This window comes from Marinobacter aromaticivorans (assembly GCF_002806975.1).
In the GTDB taxonomy this organism is placed as follows: domain Bacteria; phylum Pseudomonadota; class Gammaproteobacteria; order Pseudomonadales; family Oleiphilaceae; genus Marinobacter; species Marinobacter aromaticivorans.
Genome location: NZ_NIHD01000003.1, coordinates 209,107 through 233,017 on the forward strand (window position 1 = coordinate 209,107; position 23,911 = coordinate 233,017).

Here is a 23,911-nt window from a genome sequence, read left to right on the forward strand (position 1 = left end):
TCAGAGGCAATTTTATCTCTTGGTCAGGAGCGCAATCATAACCTCCTCTCGTAACCGCAACGATCAGGAATTTCCGGCACTTGTTCTGGCCGCCGGTGCTTCCAGTCGTCTTGGGCGCCCGAAAGCTCTTTTAACCCTTCGCGACCAAAGTGGCCAGGGCTGCTCGCTGCTGGACTGTGCCATTGGGCAGGGAAGGTTGCTCAGCGGGGATGTGGGCGTTGTGTGTGGCGCCTGGTACCCGCTTGTGCGTTTCCGGTGCCGGGCTCAGCCGTCCCGCTGGGTGTCGGTGGAAGATTGGCAAACGGGGATGGCGGCATCTTTAAAGACAGGGCTTCGCAGCCTTGGGCCTTATGTAAAAGGTGTGTTCGTTCTGGTGGCTGATCAGCCCTTGCTGGACACAAAGGCACTGATGGCTTTTGCCGACACGGCCCGGCGTTATCCCGGATTACCGGTGGCGGCGGATTACGGGAAACGCCCGGGTGTACCGGCCTATTTACCGCGATGGCTGTGGCCAGAGGTGATGGCGCTGGAGGGGGACCGGGGTGCCGGGCGTTTGCTGACGGAAGTAGGGGCCACACGGTGGATTATTCCGGGTGTCCATGACGACATAGACACGCCGGAAGATTGGGAAAGAATACGCAGAAAGCTCAGGCAAACAGACCTGCGAGCCAGGCAATCCCCAGGCTGAACACTCCAAGGCTGATGGCGAGCCCCACAGTATAGAGCCTGGAAGAGGCCGAGCGTTGCTGTGCTACAAACAGGTCTATGGTGCGTTGGGCGATATCTTCGGCGGTTTCGCGGGAAATCTCGTGGGCTTGCTGGATGGCTTCTGACTGAAGTGTTTGCCAGAACTCGGTGTCAATTGTTTGAACGCTGGTGATGTGGTCCTTCAGCTCCGCCATATGGTTGCTGGTAAAACCGGAGTTACGGGAGAGTTCCTTTTTCAGCTCTGCCAGCTCCCGGCCCAGGTTCAGATTTACCTCGGCTGCCACTTCGTCCCGCAGGTTTTCTGTGCGTTCCTCTATCAACTTGTTCATGGCGTTCAGGCGTTCTTCTATCGCGCTTTCCTGTTTGCTGCGGGATTCTTCCAGTGCGCGTTTCAGGTGATCGAATTGCTCGTCAAACAGGGAACCCAGAAGCTCATGCAGGCAGTTATTGACCTGGGTTTTCACGGCGGAGCGGGAGATCTGCTCAATCAGATCGCTTGTCAGGGGTACAACGCTGGGTGAGCTGCCGCCGTTCAGGGTCTGCTCGCTTTCGGGCTGCTGTGCCGGGTCCGGGTCCACTTCAAACTGTGGAGCCGCCGGCAAAGTTCCGCCACTTACGTCACTGGCCAGCTGCTCAAGCACCAGCCCAAGGCTATCCGGTTGGGTTGGCTTGGTCAGAATGTTGTAAACCCCGAAGTTCCTGGCTTCCCTGGTGAACGACGAAGACTTCTGGGAGGTGCACATGACGATCGGAATGCCGGCGGTGTCTGGATTACTCTTGATAGCCTTGGTGGCTTCCACGCCGTTCATGCCGGGCATCAGATGATCCATGAAAATGACATCCGGATGCTCATGACGGTTGAGAAAATCCAGGGCTTCTTCCGCAGAACCAGCCATGGTGACGTGCATGTCGTGGTTTTCCAGCAGTTTGCCAAGCGCAAACCTGGCCACCTTGGAATCGTCTACAAGAAGCGCATTCTTGATCGCCATCTCACTACCTCAAGCTGTTACTTCAAATGCGTTGGTTATCGGGCAGGGTTCTACCAGCCTTCCAGTTTCGGGCATTGTGTGGCCCGGTAGCTTTTGTCCCGATAACATACGCCGGGCTCTGTGGTGCGGGCAGTGAATATTTCACCGGCCGCTGTGGTCAGGCGAACCTGTCCGTAGGGTTCGCCATGGCGGAAGGTCGCCTCAATCGAGCTGCCATTGGGGTTGCGCAGCAAGCCGTTGCCGTGGAACTTGCCTTCCATGTATTCACCTTCGTATTTCTTGCCGTTGGCGAATACTTCCGCGCCGGTGCCATGGAAACTGCCATTGGAAAAGTCGCCTTCGTAATGGCGGCCGTCCGGGTAGGTCAGGGTACCGCGACCGTGGAAGACACTGCTACGGAAGTCGCCTACGTAGAGCATGCCGTCCGCTGTTGTTAGTGATCCATGGCCATTGAGTTGCCCCATGGACCACTCGCCTGTCAGGATGTCGCCGTTATCAAGGGTGAGGGTGCCCTGGCCATGAAATGCATTGGCCCGGAACTGGCCGGTATAGCGGGACCCGTCTGCACCGCGCCATACGCCTTCACCACTGCGCTCGCCTTTCATCCAGTCGCCTTCATAGCGGCTGCCATCGGGGTACCAGGCTGTGCCGGTGCCATGAAAGGCGCCGTTCACAAATTGCCCTTCATATTTGAGGCCGTCGCTGTCTTCCCAGGTGCCGTCACCGGTTTTTACACCTCCGATCCAAACCCCGTTTGTATAGTTGACGGTGGTATAGGCTTCCAGTTTGCCTACCAGTGTCAGCTCACTTCCGGCCTCAAGGACGACGGCTTGCTGCCAGGACCTGAAGCCGGGTTTGCGGATAACAACGTCGTATTCGCCAGGGGCCAGCTCAAGATCCAGTCGCGTGGTTCCATAGGCTTGACCGTTGATTTCGACCTCATCGCCAACCACGTTCGAGCGCAGGGTAAGACTGCCGGTTGTTGGTGCCGGAGCCTGCACGGCAGCCATTTCAGCTTCCGGAGCAACAGGCGCCGGTTCATTAGCAGAGGAAGGCTCTGGGGCGGGTGTGTCCGCAACCGTAACCGGGCTTTCCGGGTCTGCAGGTGTGCCGGCAGTCTCTGCCAGGGTGCTGCTTTGCGACGGTTGCTGAACAGTGTCTGCAATTTGCAGGTCTTTCTGTACGGACGCAAAGCCGGCTGTAACCAGAAGCATGAGTGCCAGGGCATTCAAAAACAAAAGTGGTCTGAAATCGACCATGGCGGAACCTCGTCATCCTGCTGTCTGCTGATTCGGTAGCAGGTTTATCTTACCCAGCGAGGACGGAGTTATGTAACTGAAAGTGACTGAACTTGGCGAGAATGCAGGCCAAATCACACTTTGGCCGGAAGTTGTTCCTGATTGAGTTGCTCCCAGGCCTTCATGTAGACGTCGGCTTCGTATTCGTAGGGCGACCGGAAGGGCGTGAGAACAAAATCGAAAATCAGAAATAAAAAGCCGACAGACGCCCAGGCGATGGCGAGGGTACTGAGCATTGTCGCCTGCACTTCCGGATTTGAACCCACAAACTCCTGCAGCAGGGGGATAAGATCCGACGCCAGCACCACCGGGTTGAAGCTGGCCAGTACCAAAGGTACCCAGAAGGCGAGGAATACCGGAAAGAAGCCGAACGACCAAAGCAGGCGGCGTGCCATGTAGACTGCCACCTCACGCCAGTACCTTTGCCTCACTTCCGGGGACTTCCGGATACTCTCGAGATACCTGCGCCGTTCTGCCCAGTAGGCTGCGACTTCGGGCGCCTGAGTTGTTTTTTCAGGGCTTTCTGATGCACTCATGAAACTGTTTCTGCCTTGTCAAAATGAAGGACGGATACATGATCATTGATACTACGTGTTACCCTGTGATTCTCCAATTGTTTAACGACAGGATAGTTTGAATGGCTGCAGTGATTGATAACGCAACCCATCCGGCTTTTGAAAAGCTCCGCAGTCACCGGATTGATACTCTCAACCTTGATGTGGAAGAGTATCGCCACAGAAAAACCGGTGCCCGCCATCTGCATCTTGCGGCGGATAACGAAGAGAACGTGTTCTTTGTGGCGCTCAGAACCTTTCCGATGGATTCTACCGGCGTCGCTCACATACTTGAACATACGGCCTTGTGTGGCAGTGAGCGCTATCCGGTTCGTGATCCTTTCTTCATGATGATTCGCCGGTCGCTCAATACCTTTATGAATGCCTTCACCAGCAGTGACTGGACCGCCTATCCCTTTGCGAGCATGAACCGCAAGGATTTCGATAACCTGCTGTCTGTTTATCTGGATTCGGTGTTTTTCTCCAAACTGGACCCGCTGGATTTTGCCCAGGAAGGTCACAGGCTCGAATTTGAAAAACCCGATGACCCGGCTACCGAACTGGTATACCGGGGTGTTGTTTATAATGAGATGAAAGGCGCCATGAGCTCGGCGACCTCACAGTTGTGGCAAAACCTGAGCAGCCACCTGTTCCCGACGACCACGTATCACTACAACAGTGGCGGCGAGCCGGATCACATTGTTGACCTGAGTTACGACGACCTTATCCGTTTTTATCGGCACCACTACCATCCGAGTAATGCGATTTTTGCCACTTATGGCAATATTCCGGCCTCTGAGCATCATGAGCGGTTTGAAGAACTGGCGCTCAGTCGTTTTGACAGGCTGGATGTCGAGCTGCCCGTGCGCGATGAAAAACGCATGTACGCACCGGTTCGGGTAGAGCAGGCTTACGGGGTAAACGAGGGCGAAGACACCGCCAGCAAAACCCACATTGTGATGGGCTGGCTGCTGGGCCACAGTTTTGATTTGCAGGAAAACCTCGAAGGGCAGTTGCTGTCTGCTGTTTTGCTGGAAAACAGTGCGTCGCCGCTTATGCGCGCCCTGGAAAAAACCGATCTCGGCCAGGCGCCCTCGACCATGTGCGGGCTGGAAGATTCCAACCGGGAAATGACCTTTGTCTGCGGTATTGAAGGCAGTGAGCCAGACAGACAGAAAGACCTGGAAGCTCTCATTGAGAGCACGTTGCAGACAGTCGTTGAGGAGGGTGTCAGCGAGGAGCGCCTGGAAGCCATCCTTCATCAGCTCGAACTGCATCAGCGGGAAATTGCCGGCGACAGTTTCCCATACGGTCTTCAGCTGATCATGAGTGCAATTGCGCCCATGGTCCACGGTGGTGATCCCGTTGAGTTGCTGGATCTGGAGCCGGTTCTGGCAACGCTGCGTGAGAAAATCCGCGACCCGCAGTACATTCCCGGCCTTATTCGCCGCAAGCTGCTGGATAACCCGCACCGGGTAACGCTCACCCTGCGGCCGGACGACAAGCTGGATGCGCGGCGCCAACAGTCAATCCGTGAAGCTCTTGCAAAGCGCAAAGCAGAGCTCACCAGTGAAGAAATCACGCAGATTGTTGATCGTGCCAGGGCTCTGGAAGAGCGCCAGATGCGCAAGGATGACGATTCCATCCTGCCAAAAGTGGATTTGACCGACGTACCCCTGCAGATGCCGGAACCCGAGGCCCGCTTCGACGGCGATATTTCAGCCACGGTCTTTGCCCGGGGAACCAACGGGCTGATATACCAGCAGGTGGTTTTGCCATTGCCGGCCCTGACGGAGGAGGAGCTGTTGCTGTTGCCTTATTACAGCACACTGGTTTCCGAGGTTGGCTGTGGTGACCTGGATTATCTTCAGATGCAGGATCGAATATCGGCGGAGTCCGGTGGTATCAGTGCGTCATTCACTGCCAAAGGCCGCATTGATGATGTTCAGGACCTCAAGGGTTACATGATATTCAATGGTAAGGCGTTGGCCCGCAATCGCACGGCGCTGACAAAGCTCCTTCGGGACGTATACACCAGTGCGCGGTTTGATGAAGCAGACCGTATTCGTGAGCTTGTCGCCCAGATCCGGGCGCGCCGGGAACAGGCGGTCACTGGCAGTGGCCACGTGTTGGCCATGGGGGCTGCCGCCCAGGGAGTCAGCCCTGGTGCCTGGTTGAGCTTCCGTCTGGGCGGACTGGCCGGAATTCGCGGAACGAAAGAGTTGGATCAGTCACTGAAAGACCCGAAAGCGCTCGAGACCTTCTGCCGGAAGCTGACAAGCCTGCATGAAAAAATCCGCAGGCAGGCCCGGGAATTTCTGATTGTTGGCGAGGAGGACCAGCTGCCGGCGCTGATCGACGATCTCAAATCCTGCTGGCAGGATGACCGGGGTATTGAATCCGCCCGCTGGACCATGGAGCCGGTAAACTTTGTGACCCGTGAGGCATGGCTTACATCCACTCAGGTTAACTTCTGTGCCCGTGCCTATAGCACTGTGGCCGTTGATCATCCGGATGCGGCGGCGCTCACCGTGCTTGGAGGTTTTCTCCGTAATGGCTACCTGCACCGGGCGATCCGGGAAAAAGGCGGGGCCTACGGTGGCGGCGCTTCCCAGGACAGCGTGAACGGCAACTTCCGTTTCTTTTCCTATCGGGATCCGCGCCTTGCAGAGACCCTTGATGACTTTGATGAGTCGTTGGTCTGGCTTCAGGAAACCGACCATGAATACCAGGCACTGGAAGAATCCATACTCGGTGTGATTGGTCAGCTGGATCGTCCGCGCTCACCGGCCGGCGCCGCACGCCATGCTTTTCACAACAAGCTGTTCGGGCGCAGCCCTGAACAAAGGGCGCGTTTCCGCGAGCGGGTGTTGTCGGTAACCCTGGACGATCTCAGGCGGGTTGCGGCCACCTGGCTGGTGCCGGAGAACGCAAGCACCGCAGTTGTGACCAGCCCGGAAAACCGCAGTCTTGTTGAAGAGCTTGGTATGAGTATTCAGGAACTGTAAGCAGAAAGCCGGCAGGCCCTCTGCGGCCTGCCGGCAGTTCAGGTATTCAGCTTTCAGCGATTCCGTTTCAGGCCCGTGGCAACCATGATGCGTGTCGAGATCTCTTCTACAGAGTAGGCTGTGGTATTGAGGAAAGGAATGCGTTCCCTCCGGTACATCAGCTCAATCTCTTCGATTTCGTGCATGCATTGCTGACGGGATGAGTAACGGGAATTTGGCCGGCGCTCATTGCGGATGGTGGCCAGCCTCTCCGGATCAATCGTCAGGCCAAAGATCTTTTCCTTGTAGGGCCGCAGTGCCTTGGGCATCTGCTGGTCCAGAAGGTCTTCCTCCGTAATGGGGTAGTTGGCGGCTTTAATTCCATACTGAAGAGCCAGGTAAAGGCAGGTGGGGGTTTTGCCACTGCGCGACGCGCCGATCAGGATAAGATCCGCCTCATCGTAATGACGCGTGCGCGCTCCATCATCGTTGTCCAGTGCGAAGTTCACAGCATTGATGCGCCTTTCATAAACACCTTCATTGTTGATGGAGTGGGATTTGCCCACAGAGTAGGACGAAGATGACTCCAGTTCCCGTTCCAGCGGCCCCAGGAAAGTGCCAAAGATATCCACCATAAAGCCCTCCGCATCCGAGATGACCTCCCGGATAGCACTGTCCACAATGGTGTCAAATATCAGAGGGCGGGCGCCATCAGCCTCTGCGGCGCTGTTGATACGCTTGACCATGTCCCGGGCTTTTTCAATATCGTCAATATAAGGTACGGTAACGCGCTCAAATTCAATTTTCTCGAACTGGGCCAGAAGGCTGTGCCCGAGAGCTTCGGCGGTCAGGCCGGTGCCGTCGGAGATAAAGAAGGCTGTGCGTTTCATGGTGTTTTGCAGCTCCGTATGTGGCGGATTGTCAGGGCACATTTTCCAGGGTAAGGCGGGAAAGTTGTGTGCACTTTCTCGGAGGGTCCCTAGGTAAATTCCGAAGGTTACAGTATCATACACGGCAGATTCGAGACTCCGCAGTGGTTGTTGTCTGCTTTTTACGTTTGATACCGCTGGCCCGGCTATATTCTTTGCTTTACAGATTCTAAGGGAGACGTGCTTTGGAAGATTACATAATCTGGTTTGATCACCTGGGAATGTCCAATGTTGACCAGGTAGGTGGTAAGAACGCCTCCCTCGGTGAAATGATCAGTAATCTGGCCAACGCCGGTGTCACCGTGCCAGGTGGCTTTGCCACCACCGCGCATGCGTATCGCGAATTTCTGGCAAAAGACGGTCTCAAGGAAAAAATCGACAAGGTTCTCGACAGTCTCGATATCAATGATGTCAATGAACTTGCCCGTGTCGGGGCAAAGATTCGCCAGTGGATTATAGATACGCCCTTCCCGGATGCACTGGAAGTTGCGCTTCGGGACGCCTACAGCAAGATGCTGGACGGCAATGACAAAATGGCCGTTGCCGTACGCTCATCCGCAACGGCAGAAGATCTGCCGGATGCCTCCTTTGCCGGCCAGCAGGAGACCTTTCTGAACGTAGTGGGCCTTGAGCAGGTGCGTACCTCTGTAAAAGAGGTGTTCGCATCTCTCTTCAACGACCGCGCTATTTCCTATCGTGTTCACCATGGTTTTGACCACAAGCTGGTGGCCTTGTCTGCCGGTATCCAGAAAATGGTGCGCAGTGAAACCGCTGCCAGTGGCGTTATGTTTACGCTGGATACGGAATCGGGCTTCCGCGACGTTGTCTTTATTACCGGCTCCTATGGCCTCGGTGAGACGGTGGTTCAGGGTGCTGTTAACCCCGACGAGTTTTACGTACACAAGCCCACTCTCGAAGCAGGCAGGCCGGCAGTGTTGCGTCGCAATCTTGGCAGCAAAGCCATAAAAATGGTCTATCACTCGGAGCCCGGCAGTGGTCAGCTCGTGGAAACCGTCAAGGTGGACCCGGAAGACCGGGGTCGTTTCTGCATTTCTGACGCGGAAGTCGAGGAACTGTCCAGGCAGGCGATAATCATCGAGAAGCACTATCAGCGCCCAATGGATATCGAGTGGGCCAAAGACGGTGATGACGGCAAAATCTACATAGTGCAGGCGCGCCCGGAAACCGTTAAGAGCCGCGCGTCTGCCAACGTGATGGAGCGTTACCTGCTCAAGGAAACCGGCACGGTGCTGGTGGAAGGCCGCAGCATTGGTCACAAGATTGGCGCAGGCCCGGTCAAGATCATTACCAGCATCAAGGAAATGGACCGTGTACAGCAGGGTGATGTGCTGGTTACGGATATGACAGACCCGGACTGGGAACCTGTCATGAAGCGGGCGTCAGCGATTATTACCGACCGTGGCGGTCGTACCTGCCACGCAGCGATCATCGCCCGTGAGTTGGGTATCCCGGCGGTTGTGGGCTGCGGCGACGCTACAGAAGTACTGAAAGACGGCCAGGAAGTGACCGTGTCCTGTGCCGAAGGTGATACGGGGCTGATCTACGAAGGTGCGCTGGACTTCGAGCTGCGTGAAAACACCGTAGATTCCATGCCCAATATCCCGTTCAAGATCATGATGAACGTGGGTAACCCGGACCGTGCTTTTGATTTCCAGTCACTGCCCAACGAAGGGGTTGGGCTGGCGCGCCTTGAATTCATTATTAACCGCATGATTGGCGTACACCCGAAGGCTCTCCTGAATTTTGAGGGCCTGCCCCGGGATATCAAGCAGACCGTAGAGAAGCGTATCTCCGGCTACAGATCGCCGGTTGATTTTTACGTGGACAAACTTGTGGAAGGCATTTCTACCCTGGCCGCTGCATTTGCGCCAAAGAAAGTCATCGTGCGTTTGTCTGACTTCAAGTCCAACGAATACGCCAACCTGATTGGTGGCACCCTTTACGAGCCGGATGAAGAAAACCCGATGCTGGGCTTCCGGGGTGCTTCCCGTTATATCTCCGAAACCTTCCGTGACTGCTTCGAGCTGGAGTGTCGTGCGCTCAAGAAAGTGCGTAACGAGATGGGGCTGACCAACGTAGAGGTAATGGTGCCGTTCGTGCGCACTGTGGGCGAAGCAGAGCAGGTGGTCAATCTGCTGGCGGAGAATGGCCTGAAGCGTGGCGAGAACGGCCTGCGAGTGATCATGATGTGTGAACTGCCGGGTAATGCGTTGCTGGCGGATCAGTTCCTCGAGCACTTTGACGGCTTTTCCATTGGCTCCAACGACCTGACCCAACTGACCCTCGGTCTGGATCGCGACTCGGGTATTATTGCGCACCTGTTCGACGAACGGGATGAAGCCGTCAAAATTCTTCTGTCCAGCGCCATCCAGGCGTGCAAGAAGGCCGGAAAGTACATTGGTATCTGCGGCCAGGGGCCATCCGACCACCCTGATCTCGCCAAATGGCTTATGGATCAGGGTATTGATTCGGTATCCCTTAATCCGGATTCCGTTCTCGACACCTGGTTTTTCCTGGCGGACGAAAAAATCGACTGATTCACTTTTGCACTTAATTCGGCACTTGAGGAGAGCGATAAGGTGGCAACAATTATTACCCCGGATCTGTGTGACGAGTTTCCGGAAGTTGAGGTGGTCGCGCCCGGCTTTAATAACTACGGTGGAATAAAGGCCTTTGGTGGCGAGATAGTTACCGTAAAGTGCTTTGAAGACAACTCAGTGGTCAAGGAGCAGGTTGGTCTACCCGGCAAGGACCGTGTAATGGTTGTAGACGGCGGAGGCTCCATGCGCCACGCTCTGCTGGGCGACATGCTGGCCGAGAAAGCAGCCAGCAACGGCTGGGCCGGTTTGATTATCTATGGCTGCGTGCGGGATGTGGATGAAATCGGCAAAACAGACCTGGGGGTTCAGGCATTGGCGACTTACCCCAGAAAAAGCGAAAAGCGTGGCCTGGGCGACCTGAATGTGCCCGTGACCTTCCACGGCGTAACCTTTCGCCCCGGTCACTATGTTTATGCCGACAATAACGGCATTGTTGTGTCAGAAAAGCCCCTGGTTTAATCCCGGGGGCAGGGCCCAGCCCTAGCGGGTGACTTCGCTGATGTTGGTTCCCAGCAAAAAGCCGTCACCCTCGGGCTCGCACCGGATGACCTCACAGATGGTCTCAAGAGGCGGAAACTGATCGCTGCCGGGGCGCAGAACCGTGCTCAGCTCTTCGCCAACCGCTACAGGATTGCGCACAAGCAGTTGCATCCCTGTGGCGCTGAGATCCCTGCAAGTACCCGCGAAGGTATTTCCTTTGCTGTCGGTAATCTCGATTTCTGACTCAACCTGCATGCGATGAAAATCGCGCTTCTCCGAATAGTCCCTCATAAGGTTCATGCCCAGTTGTCGGTTTTTCTTGTGGGTTTGAGCATCGGAATAATCAGTGCCAGGAGTACGCCCCCAAGTACCAGGCCAGCGCCGACCAACATGAAATCGGATTCCTTGCTGGCTTCCAGCCGCTCGTTTTCTGCTGTCAGCACTTCCAGATCATTTCGCAGCTTCTGGTTTTCCCCCAGTAACTCACGATTCCGGCGCTCCAGGTTAATCGAATCTGACGCAATGTTCTTGATGCGCCTGAGTTCCTGCTGCAGCTCTTCGGTGCGCGCAGACAGTGTCGACTCCGCATTGCTCAGGGCATCCCGGTCGCTGGATACTTCCTTCAGTTGCTCTTTAAGTGAGGATAGCTCGGATTTCGCTTGTTCGAGCTGCCGGCTCACGGTTTTCAGTTGGTCCGCGGCAATGGGGGTGTCGCTGAGGTATTGGCTGGACACCCAGCCGTCGTTGCCTTTGGGGGTGCGCACACGGGTGTAGCCGGAATCCGAGGTTTCGATCACCTCCAGCGCCGTTCCGCTTGGTACCGCATTTTCAATGATGCGGTACTGGGAACCAGCCCCGGAGCGAACCGGAAGGTAGAGCTTGTCATCAACCCAGACGGTTTTCGCCTGAGCCGTGGCGATGGAAGACAATACAAATAGCGCACTGATGGCAAGGCGAAAAAACGTCACTGGCAAGTTTCCCACGGTGTTCGGTTTAAGAGATACGCTGTTAATAAAGCTTAACAAAGCTGTGAAAGCAGCAATTCTGTCACAGATGCCCGGTTGTTCAAGCGAGCCGTCATTACAAAAAACTCATGGACAGCTGCGCTGGTATTCAGGGCAACACGGCTTTAAACGGTTTAACAGTGACCCTGCTGTATACCCCGGCATCCATGTAGGGATCACTGTCTGCCCAGGCCTGGGCCGAAGCCAGGGAATCAAACTCTGCGATCACCAGACTGCCCGAGAAACCGGCATTACCCGGGTCCGGGGTGTCTATGGCCGGGTGTGGCCCCGCGACCAACAGCCTGCCTTCCGCTTTCAGTTTTTGCAGCCGCTCTATGTGTGCAGGCCTTGCGCTCTGGCGTAAAGACAAGCTGTTATCGACATCTTCACTGATAATAGCGTAATACATAAAAGCCTCCGGATTCGTGATGTGGCCTGGGGTTAATGCAAAGAGTAGATTGGCTGGTACACTGGTGTCAGGTTCGGGGCCAGTGAACGCCGGCTCGAACTGGCATTGCTGTTCACTCCGCCATATTTTACCCGGGAATTTCTGTGACTATACCGCAAGACCCTGTTTTGTGCATTGATCTGCATTGCCACAGCACGGCATCCGATGGCGCGCTTACGCCAACACAATTGCTGGAGCGCGCCGCTGAAATGGGTGTTACGCACCTTGCTCTGACCGATCACGATACAGTTAGTGGTCTGGCTGAAGCTGAAAAAGCCGCTGTTGCCCAGGGTGTGATGTTGATCCCCGGAATCGAGCTTTCCTGTTTATGGCGCAGCCGCACGATACATGTTGTGGGCCTGGATATTGATCTCACTGACAGCGACTTTCTTGCCGCCCTTGAACTTCAGCATCGGAACCGTTGGAGCAGGGCGGCCATGATTGCCGAGCGTCTGGGCAAACTGGCGGTTCCGGAGTTGCTCGAGCGTGCTACCGCTGAGGCTGGCGGTGATGTTCCCGGTCGGCCGCACTTTGCGAAAGTGATGGTTGAGGCGGGCATCGTCTGGAATTCAGCGCAGGCATTCAAGCGCTATCTGGGTGCCGGGAAAGTTGGTGATGTGAGAGCCTTCTGGCCCGAGCTTGAAGAGGTGGTGCGCTGGATCAACGCAGCGGGAGGAATTGCGGTGCTGGCGCACCCTCGCAAATACCAGCTTACGGCGACAAAACTAAGGGAGCTGACAGCGGATTTCTGTCGCGCAGGGGGGCGTGGGATTGAGGTTTCCACCTCCGGGCAGTCCAGTGGCGATCTGGGGTTTCTCGCGGAATTATGCAAGCGGGAAAAGCTGCTGGCATCCCAGGGTAGCGACTTTCACTTTCCCGGTGCGCCATGGTGTGAGTTGGGCCGTGTCGTGAAAATGCCAGACGGGCTGGAACCGGTCTGGCATCATTTCAAGCAGGTTCCCGGCGCCACCGCACCGGCTTAATCCGGTGCGTGGAACAGCAGGTAAAGATCGGTCAGCGAGTCGGGGATGGCATCCGCCATTTGGCGCGACAGCTTTTCGCTGTTGCGCACATTCTGGAAATCTTCATCATCGAACAGCCCTGATAATGTCAGCATGGGGACCATCAGGTCGGCAGTTTCTTCTTCGCCGGCAGCATCAAGCCACTCATCCTCATATTCCAGAAAGGTGTCCACAAATCCCGCGCACCAGTTCTCCAGCGCGTTCATGGGGTCGCCATCTTCCGGTTCCGGCAGTTCCAGGGCCTGGCCCATATCGAGGGCTTTGGTCAGGTCTGCTGTCAACCGGGTAACACACTGCCGGAAGATGTCTGGAATACCACCACCTGGGGTCTTGTCGGTGCCTGTCACCAGGCGGAAAACTGTTTCCACGCTCAGCTCGGCAGGCCCGACAACGCTGGCGCAGACAACGCCGTGGAAACCGAAGAAGTCCAGGGCGTCATCGCCCCAGGGGTCGGCGAACAGTATGTCTTCCAGCGCTTCAATGTCGGAGTTGGACAGCATGTGTTAATTACCCTCGGACTTTTTGGCTTCTTCGGCTGCCCGCTGCCGCTTACGTACTTCGCGGGGATCGTTGTAGGCACGGCCCGGTGTAACCGGAATCCCGGGTACATTGTCATTGGCAGCTGATTCGCCCGTGGACGCGGGCTCAGAGTTGGCTTTTGCTACCTCTGGCTTGTCTGTCACGGTTTTTTCGGCAGTTTTGTCGGTCGCAGCAGATTTGGTCCGGCTTCTGGCCGGGGTTGATCTGGGTTTTTTCGCCTTAGCTGCAGCGTCTTCATCATCAGCCGACCCGGCTTTGGCGTTTGCTGCGGATTCTTCTGGCTCTTTGGCTGAGGGTTCTTTATGTTCTCCCGCTGAAGGCTTTTTATTCCTCTCGGCTGAAGGCTCTTTATCCCTCTCGGAGGACGGCTCCTTGCTCTTTTCAGTCGGCAGTGCTTTGTCTTCCGGCACCGATGCTTTTTTGCTTTCCTCCGCTACCGGCTCTTTTTCAGCTTCGGGTTTTGCTGTTACAGCGGATTCCGTTACCGGCTTACTGTCGGAATCGACCGAAGATCCGCTGTCTTTGCCGGTTGACACTGCTTTGCCGGCACCGGTTGTCGCTTCGGGTTCCGTCGCTGCTGCCCGGGGAGCCTTTTGTTGGTCCGATTCAGCCCTGGATGTGTCCGCTGCAGCCTTGGCTGTTGAAGCCTGACGCGGCTTTTCGGTTGCTGCTTTGGTTTCAGTTGAAGGCTTTTCCTGAGCTTTCGGCTCTTTTCCCGCTGAGGGCTCTTTTGCCGCTGAAGGTTCTTTCTCCGCTGAGGGCTCTTTTGCCGCTGAAGGTTCTTTCTCCGCTGAGGGCTCTTTCCCGGCTGAAGGCTCTTTGCCGGCTGAAGGCTCTTGCTGCTGCCCGGGAGCCGGGGCGCCGTTGGCCGAAGTTGCAGCAGTGGCTTTATCCGGCACAGCCGTTTCTTTTATTTCAGCTCTGTCATCGCCGGTTTCCGGCTGTGTGTCTTTCTGATGCCGGGCATTGCGGGCATTCTTGCGCGCAGCCGGCGTGGACGCTGGGGTTTCGGAAGGCGATCCATCCCGGTTACGGGGCCGGCGAGGCTTGCGGCGGCTGTCGTCCGAAGCTGATTTGTCGGCCGTTGGCTTCTGTGCATCGTCCTGCAGATTGGCGATTTTCTGATCGCCATTGGTTTTGGCGTCACGCTGCGGGCGGCTGCGGTTCTGGCTGCGGCTCTGACTATCTTTGCGGTTATCCCGGCGGGCGTCGCTGCTGCGGCTGTCCGCGCTTCTGGTTTCGCTGCCCTTGCCATCCGCACTCTTGTCAGCAACCTGGCGGCTCTGGCCGGAGCGGTTCTGGTTGTCATTGCGGGTGCGGCCCCGGGAGCGATTGTCGTCACTGCGGTTCTGCTGAGTACTGCTCTGGCGACGTTCGTTTCCACTGCGGTTATTCCCGCCCGCGCTCTGGTCATCGCGGGCTACACGGGTTTTACGGCGATCCTGCCGCGCCTGGTTGCGTTGATCACCACGAGTGGCATTCCTGCCTGGGCTGTCGCTGCTTTCTGCCTGTTGCGCTTCCTCTCCGCTGAAGAAGCAGGCAATCTTGCGGCCAATTCTGCGCAGCAGGCCAGCATCCTGTTCCGCGGTTTGCTGGCTTTGCGCGGCTGGAGAGGAGGCGGTGGTGGGGGTTGGTGCCGAGGTTCTCGGGCGAACGGCTCTCACTGCGGCTTGCTCGCGAACCGGCTTTTCCGCTGTTGGCACCTCAAACACTTCTTCTTCCCGTTCGCTGTATTCCTGGGCCACCTGATGGCTGGATATATGCTCAGGCGTTGTTTCGTCATCACGCATGCGCAGGATTTCGAAATGGGGTGTTTCCATGTGAGGTACCGGAACCACAACAACGTTCACTTCCTGGCGGGCTTCAATGTCGGCCAGTTGTTTGCGTTTTTCGTTCAGCAGGAAGGTAGCCACCGAAACCGGCACAATGGCCCGGACTTCACCGGTCTTTTCTTTCGATGACTCTTCGTAGATCAGGCGCATGATGCTGAGCGCCAGGGATTCGATACCACGAATAGTGCCCTGGCCCTCACAACGGGGGCAGACTTCACTGCGGGTTTCGCCGAGAGAGGGGCGCAGGCGCTGGCGTGACATTTCCAGCAGGCCAAAGCGCGAGATCTTGCCTACCTGAACCCGTGCCCGGTCGATTTCCAGGGCCTCACGCATTTTCTGCTCTACTTCCCGCTGGTTCCTGGCCGGTGTCATGTCGATAAAGTCGATGACAATCAGACCGCCCATGTCGCGCAGGCGAAGCTGGCGCGCGATTTCTTCCGCCGCTTCCAGGTTGGTCTGGAAAGCGGTTTCTTCAATATCCTGGCCTTTGGTGGCACGGGAGGAGTTGATGTCGATGGAGACCAGGGCCTCTGTGGGATCGATCACGATGGAGCCGCCTGAAGGAAGCCTGACTTCCCGCTGGAATGCGGTTTCGATCTGACCTTCAATCTGGTAGCGGCTGAACAGGGGGATCTCATCCTTGTACAGCTTGATTTTGTTTTCGAAGGTTGGCATCACGGCGCGCACGAAATTCAGTACGTCTTCGTAAACGCTCTCCGAATCGATCAGGACCTCTCCGATATCCTGGCGCAGATAGTCACGAACGGCGCGGATGATAACGTTGCTTTCCTGGTGGATCAGGAACGGCGCTTTGCGTTCCCCCGCAGCCTGGGTGATTGCTTCCCAGAACTGCACCAGGTAATCGAGGTCCCATTGCAGTTCTTCGCTGTTGCGGCCAATGCCGGCGGTACGAACAATGATACCCATGGATTTGGGCACCTGAACGTCGTTCATGGCTTCTTTGAGTTGTGCTCGCTCTTCGCCTTCAATCCGGCGTGAAATGCCGCCTGCACGGGGGTTGTTGGGCATCAGGACCAGGTAGCGGCCGGCAAGAGACACAAACGTTGTGAGGGCGGCACCTTTGTTGCCGCGCTCTTCCTTGTCGACCTGGACTATGACTTCCTGGCCTTCGGACACCACTTCCTTGATATTGATCTTGCCTTCGATCTGGCCGGGAGATTTTTTGAAGTAGTCCCTGGAGATTTCTTTTAATGGAAGAAAGCCGTGGCGATCAGCACCGAAATCAACAAAGGCGGCTTCCAGACTCGGCTCGACGCGGGTAATTCGCCCCTTGTAGATGTTGGCTTTTTTCTGCTCGCGGGAGCTGGATTCGATATCAAGATCAAACAGACGCTGGCCGTCAACCAGGGCGACGCGCAACTCTTCGGGGTGAGTTGCATTGATGAGCATTCTTTTCATGGAAAAAAGGATTTCCTGTCGTTAGATTTTGACAGAAAACCGCAGGGCGTCGCATCTGCGAAGCAGGATGTGCGTGCCGCTGGCCCTGATGTACAGGTGCGGAGCGGCGGACAGACAAATCATTCCCTTCCGGGGTATGATCCTGTTGATCTGAGACCACCGCCCACGCTCCGCCTGTTATCCGGCAGAGAAGTGTCGTGTAGGGTTCGTGTCTGTTGACGCATATAATCCGTTTTCAGGTTCACACAAGTGCCTGGGTCTCACGTCGTATTCGTAAGCTGGACGGCCCGGCCTTGCGTGGCAGTGATTCTTCGCGATATCGCCCGGCGGTTTTCCGCGCGGTTTCAGTTCTCCGGAACCAGTTCGCCGCTGCAAGCGGGTAATTTCTGGCATTCCGGACATATTTTCAACGCCGTGCCCGTTAGTGATCAGGTGCTCGGCGTTCAAACTCTTGAATAGTGTCGGTATACTTCTGCCGCTCCGGCTTCTGACAAGAGTTGGTCAGGCCGTAGGCAAACGACAGATCACGCTGGAATATAACAGCAATGAAGGAGTCGTTCAATCCTGCTCTTGCTGTCTGTTATATCATCTGCCCAAGGATCCTTATGTCCCGAAAATCTGCTTCCGGAAAAACCGTCAGAACAAAAGCTGGAAAACCGAAGCCTCGCACGGATCACGGTGCTGATGCCCGGCCCGCCGGCCCGGAGCAGGAGCTGGTTCAGCAGAGTGTTCTGTGGGTAACGGTTGACGAAAACAGCGAGGGCCAGCGGCTGGACAATTTTTTGCTGGCGCAGCTGCGGGGCGTGCCCAGAAGCGTTATTTATCGCATCGTCCGCAAAGGGGAGGTGCGGGTTAATAAGGGCAGGGTCAAGCCGGATACCCGCCTTGCGCTGGGTGACCAGGTGCGTATACCGCCCGTGGCCCGCAAGGAAAAAGAACCACAGGCGGCTCCGGGCAGTCGTGTGCAGGGGGTGATTGAGGCTGCGGTTGTTTTTGAGGATGATCAGTTGCTGGTTGTCAACAAGCCATCTGGTATAGCTGTCCACGGTGGGAGCGGTCTCAGTTTCGGTTTGATTGAAGTGCTGCGGGCTGCCCGCCCGGAAACGCGTTTTCTGGAGCTGGTGCACCGCCTGGATCGCGATACCTCCGGATTGGTAATGATTGCCAAGAAGCGCTCGGCATTACGTTACCTGCAGGATGAACTCCGGCAAAGGCGTATTCGTAAGCAGTACCACGCACTGGTGGCCGGGGATTGGCCAGACAGGCTTCGCCGGGTTGAGGAGCCGTTGCTGCGCTATGAAATGCCCAATGGGGAGCGCAGGGTCAGGGTGGATGAAGCCGGTAAGGCTTCGCTTACAACCTTCTCCTGCCTGAGGCGGTTCCGGGGTTACAGTCTGGTTGAGGCTTCTCCGGTGACCGGTCGGACCCACCAGATTCGTGTACACGCGGCCTGTTCCGGCCATCCGATAGCGGGAGATGACAAATATATGGATGATGTCAGTCTCAAGGCGTTCCGGTCGCTTGGCGGTCAGCGCCTTATGCTGCATGCCAGGGCCCTGGAGCTTACCTTGCCCGGGTCCGGTGAGAAAGTCCGGTTCGAGGCGCCATATGATGAGGTATTCAGTCACGTGCTGAGCAAGCTTGAAGTGCGTGCAACGGGAGTAAGTTAATGGACGTCAAAGTTGTTATTTTTGATTGGGACGGAACTCTGGTGGATTCCGTAGACCATATTGCGGACAGCCTTCATCAGGCCGCAACTGAGCTGGGCTATCCGGCGCTGGAGCGGGAAGCCTATCGTGACATCATAGGCCTGGGTATGGTTGAGGCCCTGGAAAAACTCTATCCGGGCATCAGCCGTGATGAAATAGTGGCCGTTCGCCAAGGCTATGCCAATTATTTCTTTCGCAAGGTGACAACGCCGCAGAATATCTTTGATGGTATGTCAGAGGTGGTAGCAGATCTTCGCAGCGCCGGTCGGGGCTGTTCTGTGGCAACCGGCAAGAGCCGGAGAGGGCTCCAGTCGGCATTGGTTTCCAGTGGCCTGGGGATGCATTTCGATATTACGCGCTGTGCCGATGAAACCCGGTCCAAACCGGATCCGCGTATGCTCGAAGAAATTCTGGTTTTCTACGGAATTGAGCCCACAGAGGCCGTTATGATTGGCGATACACGCTATGATCTGGAAATGGCGCAACGCATTGGTATGCCATCTATCGGTGTTGAATGGGGAGTGCACAAGCGTGATGTGCTGGGTGAATATGCGCCTCACGCCATTGTGAGTTCTGTGCCCGACCTTCGCAGTGTGCTCGGTTTGTAAGCAAGCCTCGTGTGGCTGATTCTGACAGGATAAACGGATGAGTGATTGGGATACTGACAAGACAGCGGATTGGGGTGACAAGCCTGTCGAACCTCGTTCAGGCCGAAAGGCGCCGCGTTTGCCGCCGGAATCCGGTCGTGACTGGAAGCTGATTGAAAAGCTGGTTATGTCCTTGCAGGCAGAGCAGCGTCGCAGCAGGCGCTGGGGCATTTTCTTCAAGCTGCTCACCTTCGCCTACCTGTTTGCCTTGCTGGCCATTTTCTGGTCACCATTTGGCGGCAGTCTCGAGGCCACGACCGGCAAGCACACGGCCCTGGTGGAGATAAATGGCACGATCGCGGCAGATGAGCTTGCCAGTGCGGACAATATAGCCGGCTCCCTGCGCTCTGCCTTCGAGCAGGAGAATGCAGTAGCCGTTATCCTGCGCATCAACAGCCCGGGTGGAAGCCCGGTTCAGTCGGGTTATGTTTATGATGAAATCAAGCGGCTAAGAGAAGAGTATCCGGAAAAAAAGGTCTATGCAGTGATCTCCGACATCGGGGCATCGGGAGCTTACTACATCGCTGCGGCGGCTGATGAGATTTATGCCAATCGCGCCAGCCTTGTGGGGTCTATAGGCGTAGTGGCGGGCGGCTTCGGGTTTACCGGGGCCATGGAAAAACTCGGTGTTGAGCGAAGGCTTTATACTGCCGGAGAAAACAAGGCATTTCTGGACCCCTTCTCTCCCCAGCAGGAACAGGAGGTGGAATTCTGGCAGAGTGTGCTGGAAAACACTCATCGGCAGTTTATAGAGGCTGTTAAAGAGGGCCGAGGTGACCGCCTGGCGGATGATCCCCGGCTGTTCAGTGGTCTGGTCTGGAGTGGTGAGCAGGCACTGGAGCTGGGGCTGATTGACGGGCTGGGCAGTGCCTCCCATGTCGCCAGGCAGATCGTCGGCCAGGAAAATCTGGTTGATTACAGCCGTCGCAAAGGGCCGCTGCGGGATCTTGTTGACCAACTCGGTGTGTCTTTCGGGCAGGGTGTTGTGGGGCAGCTTGTTGAGTCGCGTCTGGAACTGAGATAATCAGCGCCGGCTGGCATCAGGGCTCCAGAAGCGGGTTCCTGCCCCAGTTTGTCAGCATGCTGTTGAGGGCGATCAGTGGCAGGCCAATAAGGCTGTTGGGGTCGCGCCCCTGCAGTTCCCGGAACAGGGTGATGCCCAGCCCCTCCATTTTAAAACTGCCGGCGCAGTCGTAGGGCTGTTCCTTATGCAAATAGGCTTCAATTTCTTTTCTGCTCAGGTTTCGGAAGTGAACCGTGAAAACTTCGCAGCAGGCCTGCAGGTTTCCCGAATTTGAATCCAGAAGTGCCAGCCCGGTGTGGAAGATAACGCTCTGGCCACTGCTCTGTTGCAGTTGCCGGCAGGCTGTTGCGAATGACCCGGGTTTGCTCAGGAAGGTGCCATCGGGTAGCGCGGCTACCTGATCGGAGCCGATGATCCAGTGGTTCGGATGAGAAGCTGCAAGGGCTTTCGTTTTGCTCTGGGCCAAACGCATGGCCAGTGTGTGTGGCGCCTCGCCGGGCAGCGGGGATTCATCAATATCCGGGCTGGCGCAGGAGAACGGCAGGCCGAGACGGGCCAGAAGCTCCTTGCGGTAAGGAGACGATGAAGCCAGTAAGACGGGTTTTTGCGGCATAAGGCCGGCCTCCGATCAATTTTGCGTGTTTTTTCGTGCGCGTATCGTAGAATACACCTACGAAAACCGGAACCCTGGCCAAAAGCCCACGAAGTCTTTGACAGTAGCGAGCTGCGCCCCTAGAATTGCGCGCCTATGTCAAAAGCGTCCAGTGCAGAATTGCCGAAAACAGTCGACCCTTACCGGTTGGCAGAGCACAACAGCGATCTGGAGGGTGAAATCCCTGTCAGGGCCTTGTCTCGTTTCGGGGATGCTGTTTTGGGGTATGATGAAGGCGCCGTATGTCATGTGAAACTTCAGTTTTACATGGACAGCGAGCGTCGCAGGATTGTCTCTGGTGAGCTTGAGGCCCAGGTTAAACTGGAGTGCCAGCGCTGCATGGGGGCAATGGTATCATTGCTAACCTCCCGGTTTGTGCTGGGTCTGGTTACCAGCGACGAGCAGGCGCAACGGTTGCCGAAGGATCTCGAGCCATTCCTGACCGATGATTTCAGTGCAGATCTCTGGTCAATGGTCGAGGATGAATTGCTGCTTGTACTGCCGCCGTATCCGCTTCATGAGCGGGATGAGTGCCCGGCGAAAGAGGATCTGGAGGCTTATGAGCCAGACAATGCTTCGGCAGAGCCGGAAAAAAGGCCGGGCGACAACCCGTTCAGTGTGCTGGCAGGGCTCAAGAATACAAAGCATTGATTGGGTCAGGTGCTCTCGCGAGGCTGGCACAATCAGATGAACACTCGTTACTCGTAGCGATATTCAAGTCAAGTTTACGTTAACAGGTCAGGAGTATAACCATGGCTGTACAGAAGAACCGCAAGACCCGCTCCAAGCGTGGCATGCGCCGTGCCCACGATGCTCTGAGCGCTGCTGCTCTGAGCACTGATTCAACGACTGGCGAAGTTCATCGTCGCCACCACGTGTCTCCGGATGGTTTCTACCGTGGCAAGCAGGTAATCGAGGCCAGCGACGAGTAATCCCGTTGCGCAGCCGTACTAATCCCGATCGAGTCAAGCAGCGGTGAAGCCGGTCACCATAGCGATTGACGCCATGAGTGGCGATCGGGGCGCAGGTGTTGTCGTAGCTGCAGCCCTCGAAGCGGTGCGTGAAAACAAAGCCTTGAGCATCATTCTGGTGGGAATCCGGAGTGAGCTCGAGGCTTTTTTGGGTGAGGGGCATCCGCGAATTCGCATCGTGGAAGCCGCAGATGTTGTTCGTATGAACGAGCGCCCCTCCCATGCGTTGCGCCACAAGAAAAACTCGTCCATGGCCATCGCCCTGGGCCTGGTTCGTGATGGTGATGCCCAGGGGTGTGTTAGCGCCGGCAATACCGGCGCCCTGATGGCGTTTGGCCGCTCGATTATCCGCATGTACCCGGGTATCGAACGTCCTGCCATTGCCAAACTGATTCCTTCTCTCCGCGGTCGGTGCCACGTTCTGGATCTTGGTGCCAACGTGGACTCCAGCGCAGAAAACCTCTACCAGTATGCCCTGATGGGTTCGCTGATGGCTTCCGCAATCTGTGGTCAGGGCGAGCCCAGGGTTGCGCTGCTGAACGTTGGTGAGGAGGAGATCAAAGGTAATGAGCAGGTGCGTCTTGCGTCACTGATGCTGGCCCAGAGTGACTCCGTGAATTACATCGGCTATGTGGAGGGCAGTGATCTCTTCCGCGATGTTGCGGATGTGGTGGTTTGTGATGGCTTTGTTGGCAATATCGCACTGAAAACCGGCGAGGGTGTGGCCGGCCTGCTGATTGAACTTATGGAACAGGCATTTACCCAGTCACTCTATGGCCGCTTTGTGGGCCTTCTTGCCCGCCCTATCATTGGGCGTCTCCTGCGCCTGATGGATCCTTCCCGCCACAATGGCGCCAGCCTGCTCGGGCTTCAGGGAGTGGTTATAAAAAGCCACGGCAACGCCAATGAGCGTGCCATGCTTGCCGCTATCCGGCAGGCGGTCCGTGAAGTTGAGCTTGAAGTGCCGCAGCGAATTAACGAGCGCCTTGACGACCTGATGCTGTGAGCCTTTATTGCTGATACCGCATCGAATCCGGTGGCTTGCTCGCGCAAAACCCGTGCAGATTGTACTATTGGCTAATCTCCTGAAACCTCCAATGACGGTAAGATCGCGCTTATGAAATCAGCCTTTATATTTCCCGGACAGGGTTCCCAGTCGGTTGGCATGCTTTCCGTTGCTGCCGAATCCTGGCCCATGATCAATAAAACCTTTGCTGAAGCCTCCAACGTGCTTGGTTACGATCTCTGGCAAGTTTGCCAGAAGGGGCCGGCAGAGGAACTGAATCAGACAATGGTCACCCAGCCTGCCATGCTGACTGCAAGTGTTGCGTTATGGCGGCAGTGGTTTGTGGCAGGTGGATCAAGGCCCGCCTTTCTTGCAGGTCACAGTCTGGGCGAGTACAGCGCACTTGTGGCGGCTGAAAGCCTTGATTTTGTTGAGGCCGTTAAACTGGTACGCTTGCGCGGTGAACTGATGCAGGAGGCGGTTCCCGCTGGTGACGGTAAAATGGCGGCCATTCTGGGGCTGGAGGATGCCGACGTTGTTGCAGCCTGCGAAGAAGCTGCCCATGGAGATGTGGTGTCCGCAGTGAACTTCAATGCCCCTGGCCAGGTGGTGATTGCAGGTTCTGCGGCAGCTGTCGAACGGGCCATCGAAGCCTGCAAGGCCAGGGGTGCCCGTAAGGCCATGCCACTGCCGGTGAGTGTGCCTTCCCATTGCGCCCTGATGAAAGGTGCGGCGGACGAGCTTGCCCAGGCCCTGGATGACGTTCGTTTCAGCGATGCCCTCATTCCGGTTATACAAAATGTTAACGCAGCAGCCGAGACAGATTCGGCTACACTGAAAGCTAATCTCTTGAAGCAGCTATACTCACCGGTACTCTGGGCAGATTCTGTCCGCGCTCTGGTGGCAAATGATGTCAAGGTAGCTATCGAGTGCGGCACTGGTAAAGTGCTCGCCGGGCTTGCCAAGCGTATCGATCGCGGGCTTGCCGTGTACGGCATAGAGGAACCGGACGCGATGGCCGCTGCGCTTGCGGCATTTGAGCCGTCCTGAACTGTTTTGAATTAAGGGAGT

General features: G+C 56.4%; 22 protein-coding genes. 12 read left to right on the forward strand and 10 right to left on the reverse strand.

The features are described from left to right. Window positions 1-19: 19 nt before the first annotated feature. Window positions 20-688 carry a nucleotidyltransferase family protein gene (locus CDH48_RS06120; RefSeq protein ID WP_100687849.1) on the forward strand — a complete coding sequence of 223 codons (669 nt, stop codon included), beginning with the start codon at window positions 20-22 and terminating at the stop codon, window positions 686-688. On the opposite strand, the gene CDH48_RS06125 is transcribed toward CDH48_RS06120, so the two are convergent. The 3 genes from CDH48_RS06125 to CDH48_RS06135 form a co-directional block, all read right to left on the reverse strand. Next, the gene (locus CDH48_RS06125) at window positions 648-1,697 is read right to left on the reverse strand and encodes a response regulator (protein ID WP_100687850.1); all 1,050 of its coding nucleotides are present in this window, start codon (window positions 1,695-1,697) and stop codon (window positions 648-650) included. The genes CDH48_RS06120 and CDH48_RS06125 overlap by 41 nt on opposite strands. 50 nt (window positions 1,698-1,747) lie before the next feature. Next, the gene (locus CDH48_RS06130; protein WP_100687851.1) at window positions 1,748-2,956 is read right to left on the reverse strand and encodes a PEGA domain-containing protein; all 1,209 of its coding nucleotides are present in this window, start codon (window positions 2,954-2,956) and stop codon (window positions 1,748-1,750) included. A gap of 113 nt (window positions 2,957-3,069) precedes the next feature. Next, window positions 3,070-3,531: a hypothetical protein gene (locus tag CDH48_RS06135; protein ID WP_100687852.1), complete on the reverse strand. Its 462-nt coding sequence runs from the start codon at window positions 3,529-3,531 to the stop codon at window positions 3,070-3,072. A gap of 101 nt (window positions 3,532-3,632) precedes the next feature. Here CDH48_RS06135 and CDH48_RS06140 point away from each other — a divergent pair, with 101 nt between their 5' ends. Beyond that, entirely contained in the window at window positions 3,633-6,557 is a 2,925-nt protein-coding gene (locus CDH48_RS06140) for an insulinase family protein (RefSeq protein WP_100687853.1), read from the forward strand. Between the two features lie 53 nt (window positions 6,558-6,610). Here CDH48_RS06140 and ppsR read toward each other — a convergent pair whose 3' ends face one another. Beyond that, the gene (ppsR, locus tag CDH48_RS06145; RefSeq protein ID WP_100687854.1) at window positions 6,611-7,426 is read right to left on the reverse strand and encodes a posphoenolpyruvate synthetase regulatory kinase/phosphorylase PpsR; all 816 of its coding nucleotides are present in this window, start codon (window positions 7,424-7,426) and stop codon (window positions 6,611-6,613) included. Between the two features lie 224 nt (window positions 7,427-7,650). On the opposite strand from ppsR, the gene ppsA reads away from it, so the two are divergent. Together ppsA and rraA are read left to right on the forward strand one after the other, a co-directional pair. Beyond that, window positions 7,651-10,023 carry a phosphoenolpyruvate synthase gene (ppsA, locus tag CDH48_RS06150; protein ID WP_100687855.1) on the forward strand — a complete coding sequence of 791 codons (2,373 nt, stop codon included), beginning with the start codon at window positions 7,651-7,653 and terminating at the stop codon, window positions 10,021-10,023. A gap of 42 nt (window positions 10,024-10,065) precedes the next feature. Further along, entirely contained in the window at window positions 10,066-10,545 is a 480-nt protein-coding gene (gene rraA, locus CDH48_RS06155; RefSeq protein ID WP_100687856.1) for a ribonuclease E activity regulator RraA, read from the forward strand. A 21-nt stretch (window positions 10,546-10,566) separates the two neighbouring features. Here rraA and CDH48_RS06160 read toward each other — a convergent pair whose 3' ends face one another. From CDH48_RS06160 to CDH48_RS06170, 3 genes are all read right to left on the reverse strand, one after another. Continuing rightward, complete coding sequence (locus CDH48_RS06160; RefSeq protein ID WP_100688095.1) at window positions 10,567-10,857, reverse strand: PilZ domain-containing protein; 291 nt, start codon at window positions 10,855-10,857, stop codon at window positions 10,567-10,569. A gap of 5 nt (window positions 10,858-10,862) precedes the next feature. Next, complete coding sequence (locus tag CDH48_RS06165) at window positions 10,863-11,534, reverse strand: TIGR04211 family SH3 domain-containing protein (RefSeq protein WP_100687857.1); 672 nt, start codon at window positions 11,532-11,534, stop codon at window positions 10,863-10,865. Between the two features lie 145 nt (window positions 11,535-11,679). Further along, entirely contained in the window at window positions 11,680-11,979 is a 300-nt protein-coding gene (locus CDH48_RS06170; protein ID WP_100687858.1) for a YciI family protein, read from the reverse strand. A gap of 143 nt (window positions 11,980-12,122) precedes the next feature. On the opposite strand from CDH48_RS06170, the gene CDH48_RS06175 reads away from it, so the two are divergent. Then, window positions 12,123-13,001, forward strand: a complete 879-nt coding sequence (locus tag CDH48_RS06175; RefSeq protein ID WP_100687859.1) for a PHP domain-containing protein — start codon at window positions 12,123-12,125, stop codon at window positions 12,999-13,001. Here the strand turns inward: CDH48_RS06175 and CDH48_RS06180 are convergent. Both CDH48_RS06180 and rne read right to left on the reverse strand, forming a co-directional pair. Next, window positions 12,998-13,540 carry a YecA/YgfB family protein gene (locus tag CDH48_RS06180; RefSeq protein ID WP_100687860.1) on the reverse strand — a complete coding sequence of 181 codons (543 nt, stop codon included), beginning with the start codon at window positions 13,538-13,540 and terminating at the stop codon, window positions 12,998-13,000. The two genes, CDH48_RS06175 and CDH48_RS06180, sit on opposite strands and share 4 nt — an antisense overlap. Window positions 13,541-13,543: 3 nt before the next feature. Beyond that, entirely contained in the window at window positions 13,544-16,831 is a 3,288-nt protein-coding gene (gene rne, locus CDH48_RS06185) for a ribonuclease E (RefSeq protein WP_100687861.1), read from the reverse strand. A gap of 605 nt (window positions 16,832-17,436) precedes the next feature. Here rne and rluC point away from each other — a divergent pair. From rluC to CDH48_RS06200, 3 genes are read left to right on the forward strand one after another with little or no spacing between them, the layout of a single operon-like run. Continuing rightward, a complete protein-coding gene (gene rluC, locus CDH48_RS06190; protein WP_100687862.1) occupies window positions 17,437-18,501 on the forward strand; it encodes a 23S rRNA pseudouridine(955/2504/2580) synthase RluC in 1,065 nt (354 codons plus the stop codon). Beyond that, window positions 18,501-19,148, forward strand: a complete 648-nt coding sequence (locus tag CDH48_RS06195) for an HAD family hydrolase (RefSeq protein ID WP_100687863.1) — start codon at window positions 18,501-18,503, stop codon at window positions 19,146-19,148. Before rluC ends, CDH48_RS06195 begins: the two co-directional genes overlap by 1 nt. 37 nt (window positions 19,149-19,185) lie before the next feature. Then, complete coding sequence (locus CDH48_RS06200; RefSeq protein WP_100687864.1) at window positions 19,186-20,211, forward strand: S49 family peptidase; 1,026 nt, start codon at window positions 19,186-19,188, stop codon at window positions 20,209-20,211. Window positions 20,212-20,227: 16 nt separating this feature from the next. On the opposite strand, the gene CDH48_RS06205 is transcribed toward CDH48_RS06200, so the two are convergent. After that, window positions 20,228-20,824, reverse strand: coding sequence for a Maf family protein (locus CDH48_RS06205; RefSeq protein WP_100687865.1), 597 nt, complete (start codon window positions 20,822-20,824; stop codon window positions 20,228-20,230). A 135-nt stretch (window positions 20,825-20,959) separates the two neighbouring features. Here CDH48_RS06205 and CDH48_RS06210 point away from each other — a divergent pair, with 135 nt between their 5' ends. From CDH48_RS06210 to fabD, 4 genes are all read left to right on the forward strand, one after another. After that, window positions 20,960-21,514, forward strand: a complete 555-nt coding sequence (locus CDH48_RS06210) for a YceD family protein (protein WP_100687866.1) — start codon at window positions 20,960-20,962, stop codon at window positions 21,512-21,514. 101 nt (window positions 21,515-21,615) lie between these two features. Beyond that, entirely contained in the window at window positions 21,616-21,795 is a 180-nt protein-coding gene (rpmF, locus tag CDH48_RS06215) for a 50S ribosomal protein L32 (RefSeq protein ID WP_100687867.1), read from the forward strand. Between the two features lie 43 nt (window positions 21,796-21,838). Beyond that, window positions 21,839-22,840 carry a phosphate acyltransferase PlsX gene (plsX, locus tag CDH48_RS06220; protein ID WP_100687868.1) on the forward strand — a complete coding sequence of 334 codons (1,002 nt, stop codon included), beginning with the start codon at window positions 21,839-21,841 and terminating at the stop codon, window positions 22,838-22,840. A 111-nt stretch (window positions 22,841-22,951) separates the two neighbouring features. Continuing rightward, complete coding sequence (gene fabD / locus CDH48_RS06225) at window positions 22,952-23,890, forward strand: ACP S-malonyltransferase (protein ID WP_100687869.1); 939 nt, start codon at window positions 22,952-22,954, stop codon at window positions 23,888-23,890. The last annotated feature ends 21 nt before the right edge of the window (window positions 23,891-23,911 follow it).

Bases quoted from the DNA above. Each gene is read 5' to 3' on its own strand.
- CDH48_RS06125 (WP_100687850.1), bottom strand. From the start codon at position 1,697: ATGGCGATCAAGAATGCGCTTCTTGTAGACGATTCCAAGGTGGCCAGG.
- CDH48_RS06130 (WP_100687851.1), bottom strand. From the start codon at position 2,956: ATGGTCGATTTCAGACCACTTTTGTTTTTGAATGCCCTGGCACTCATG.
- CDH48_RS06135 (WP_100687852.1), bottom strand. From the start codon at position 3,531: ATGAGTGCATCAGAAAGCCCTGAAAAAACAACTCAGGCGCCCGAAGTC.
- CDH48_RS06140 (WP_100687853.1), top strand. From the start codon at position 3,633: ATGGCTGCAGTGATTGATAACGCAACCCATCCGGCTTTTGAAAAGCTC.
- ppsR (WP_100687854.1), bottom strand. From the start codon at position 7,426: ATGAAACGCACAGCCTTCTTTATCTCCGACGGCACCGGCCTGACCGCC.
- CDH48_RS06160 (WP_100688095.1), bottom strand. From the start codon at position 10,857: ATGAGGGACTATTCGGAGAAGCGCGATTTTCATCGCATGCAGGTTGAG.
- CDH48_RS06170 (WP_100687858.1), bottom strand. From the start codon at position 11,979: ATGTATTACGCTATTATCAGTGAAGATGTCGATAACAGCTTGTCTTTA.
- CDH48_RS06180 (WP_100687860.1), bottom strand. From the start codon at position 13,540: ATGCTGTCCAACTCCGACATTGAAGCGCTGGAAGACATACTGTTCGCC.
- rne (WP_100687861.1), bottom strand. From the start codon at position 16,831: ATGAAAAGAATGCTCATCAATGCAACTCACCCCGAAGAGTTGCGCGTC.
- rluC (WP_100687862.1), top strand. From the start codon at position 17,437: ATGTCCCGAAAATCTGCTTCCGGAAAAACCGTCAGAACAAAAGCTGGA.
- CDH48_RS06195 (WP_100687863.1), top strand. From the start codon at position 18,501: ATGGACGTCAAAGTTGTTATTTTTGATTGGGACGGAACTCTGGTGGAT.
- CDH48_RS06200 (WP_100687864.1), top strand. From the start codon at position 19,186: ATGAGTGATTGGGATACTGACAAGACAGCGGATTGGGGTGACAAGCCT.
- CDH48_RS06205 (WP_100687865.1), bottom strand. From the start codon at position 20,824: ATGCCGCAAAAACCCGTCTTACTGGCTTCATCGTCTCCTTACCGCAAG.
- CDH48_RS06210 (WP_100687866.1), top strand. From the start codon at position 20,960: ATGTCAAAAGCGTCCAGTGCAGAATTGCCGAAAACAGTCGACCCTTAC.
- rpmF (WP_100687867.1), top strand. From the start codon at position 21,616: ATGGCTGTACAGAAGAACCGCAAGACCCGCTCCAAGCGTGGCATGCGC.
- fabD (WP_100687869.1), top strand. From the start codon at position 22,952: ATGAAATCAGCCTTTATATTTCCCGGACAGGGTTCCCAGTCGGTTGGC.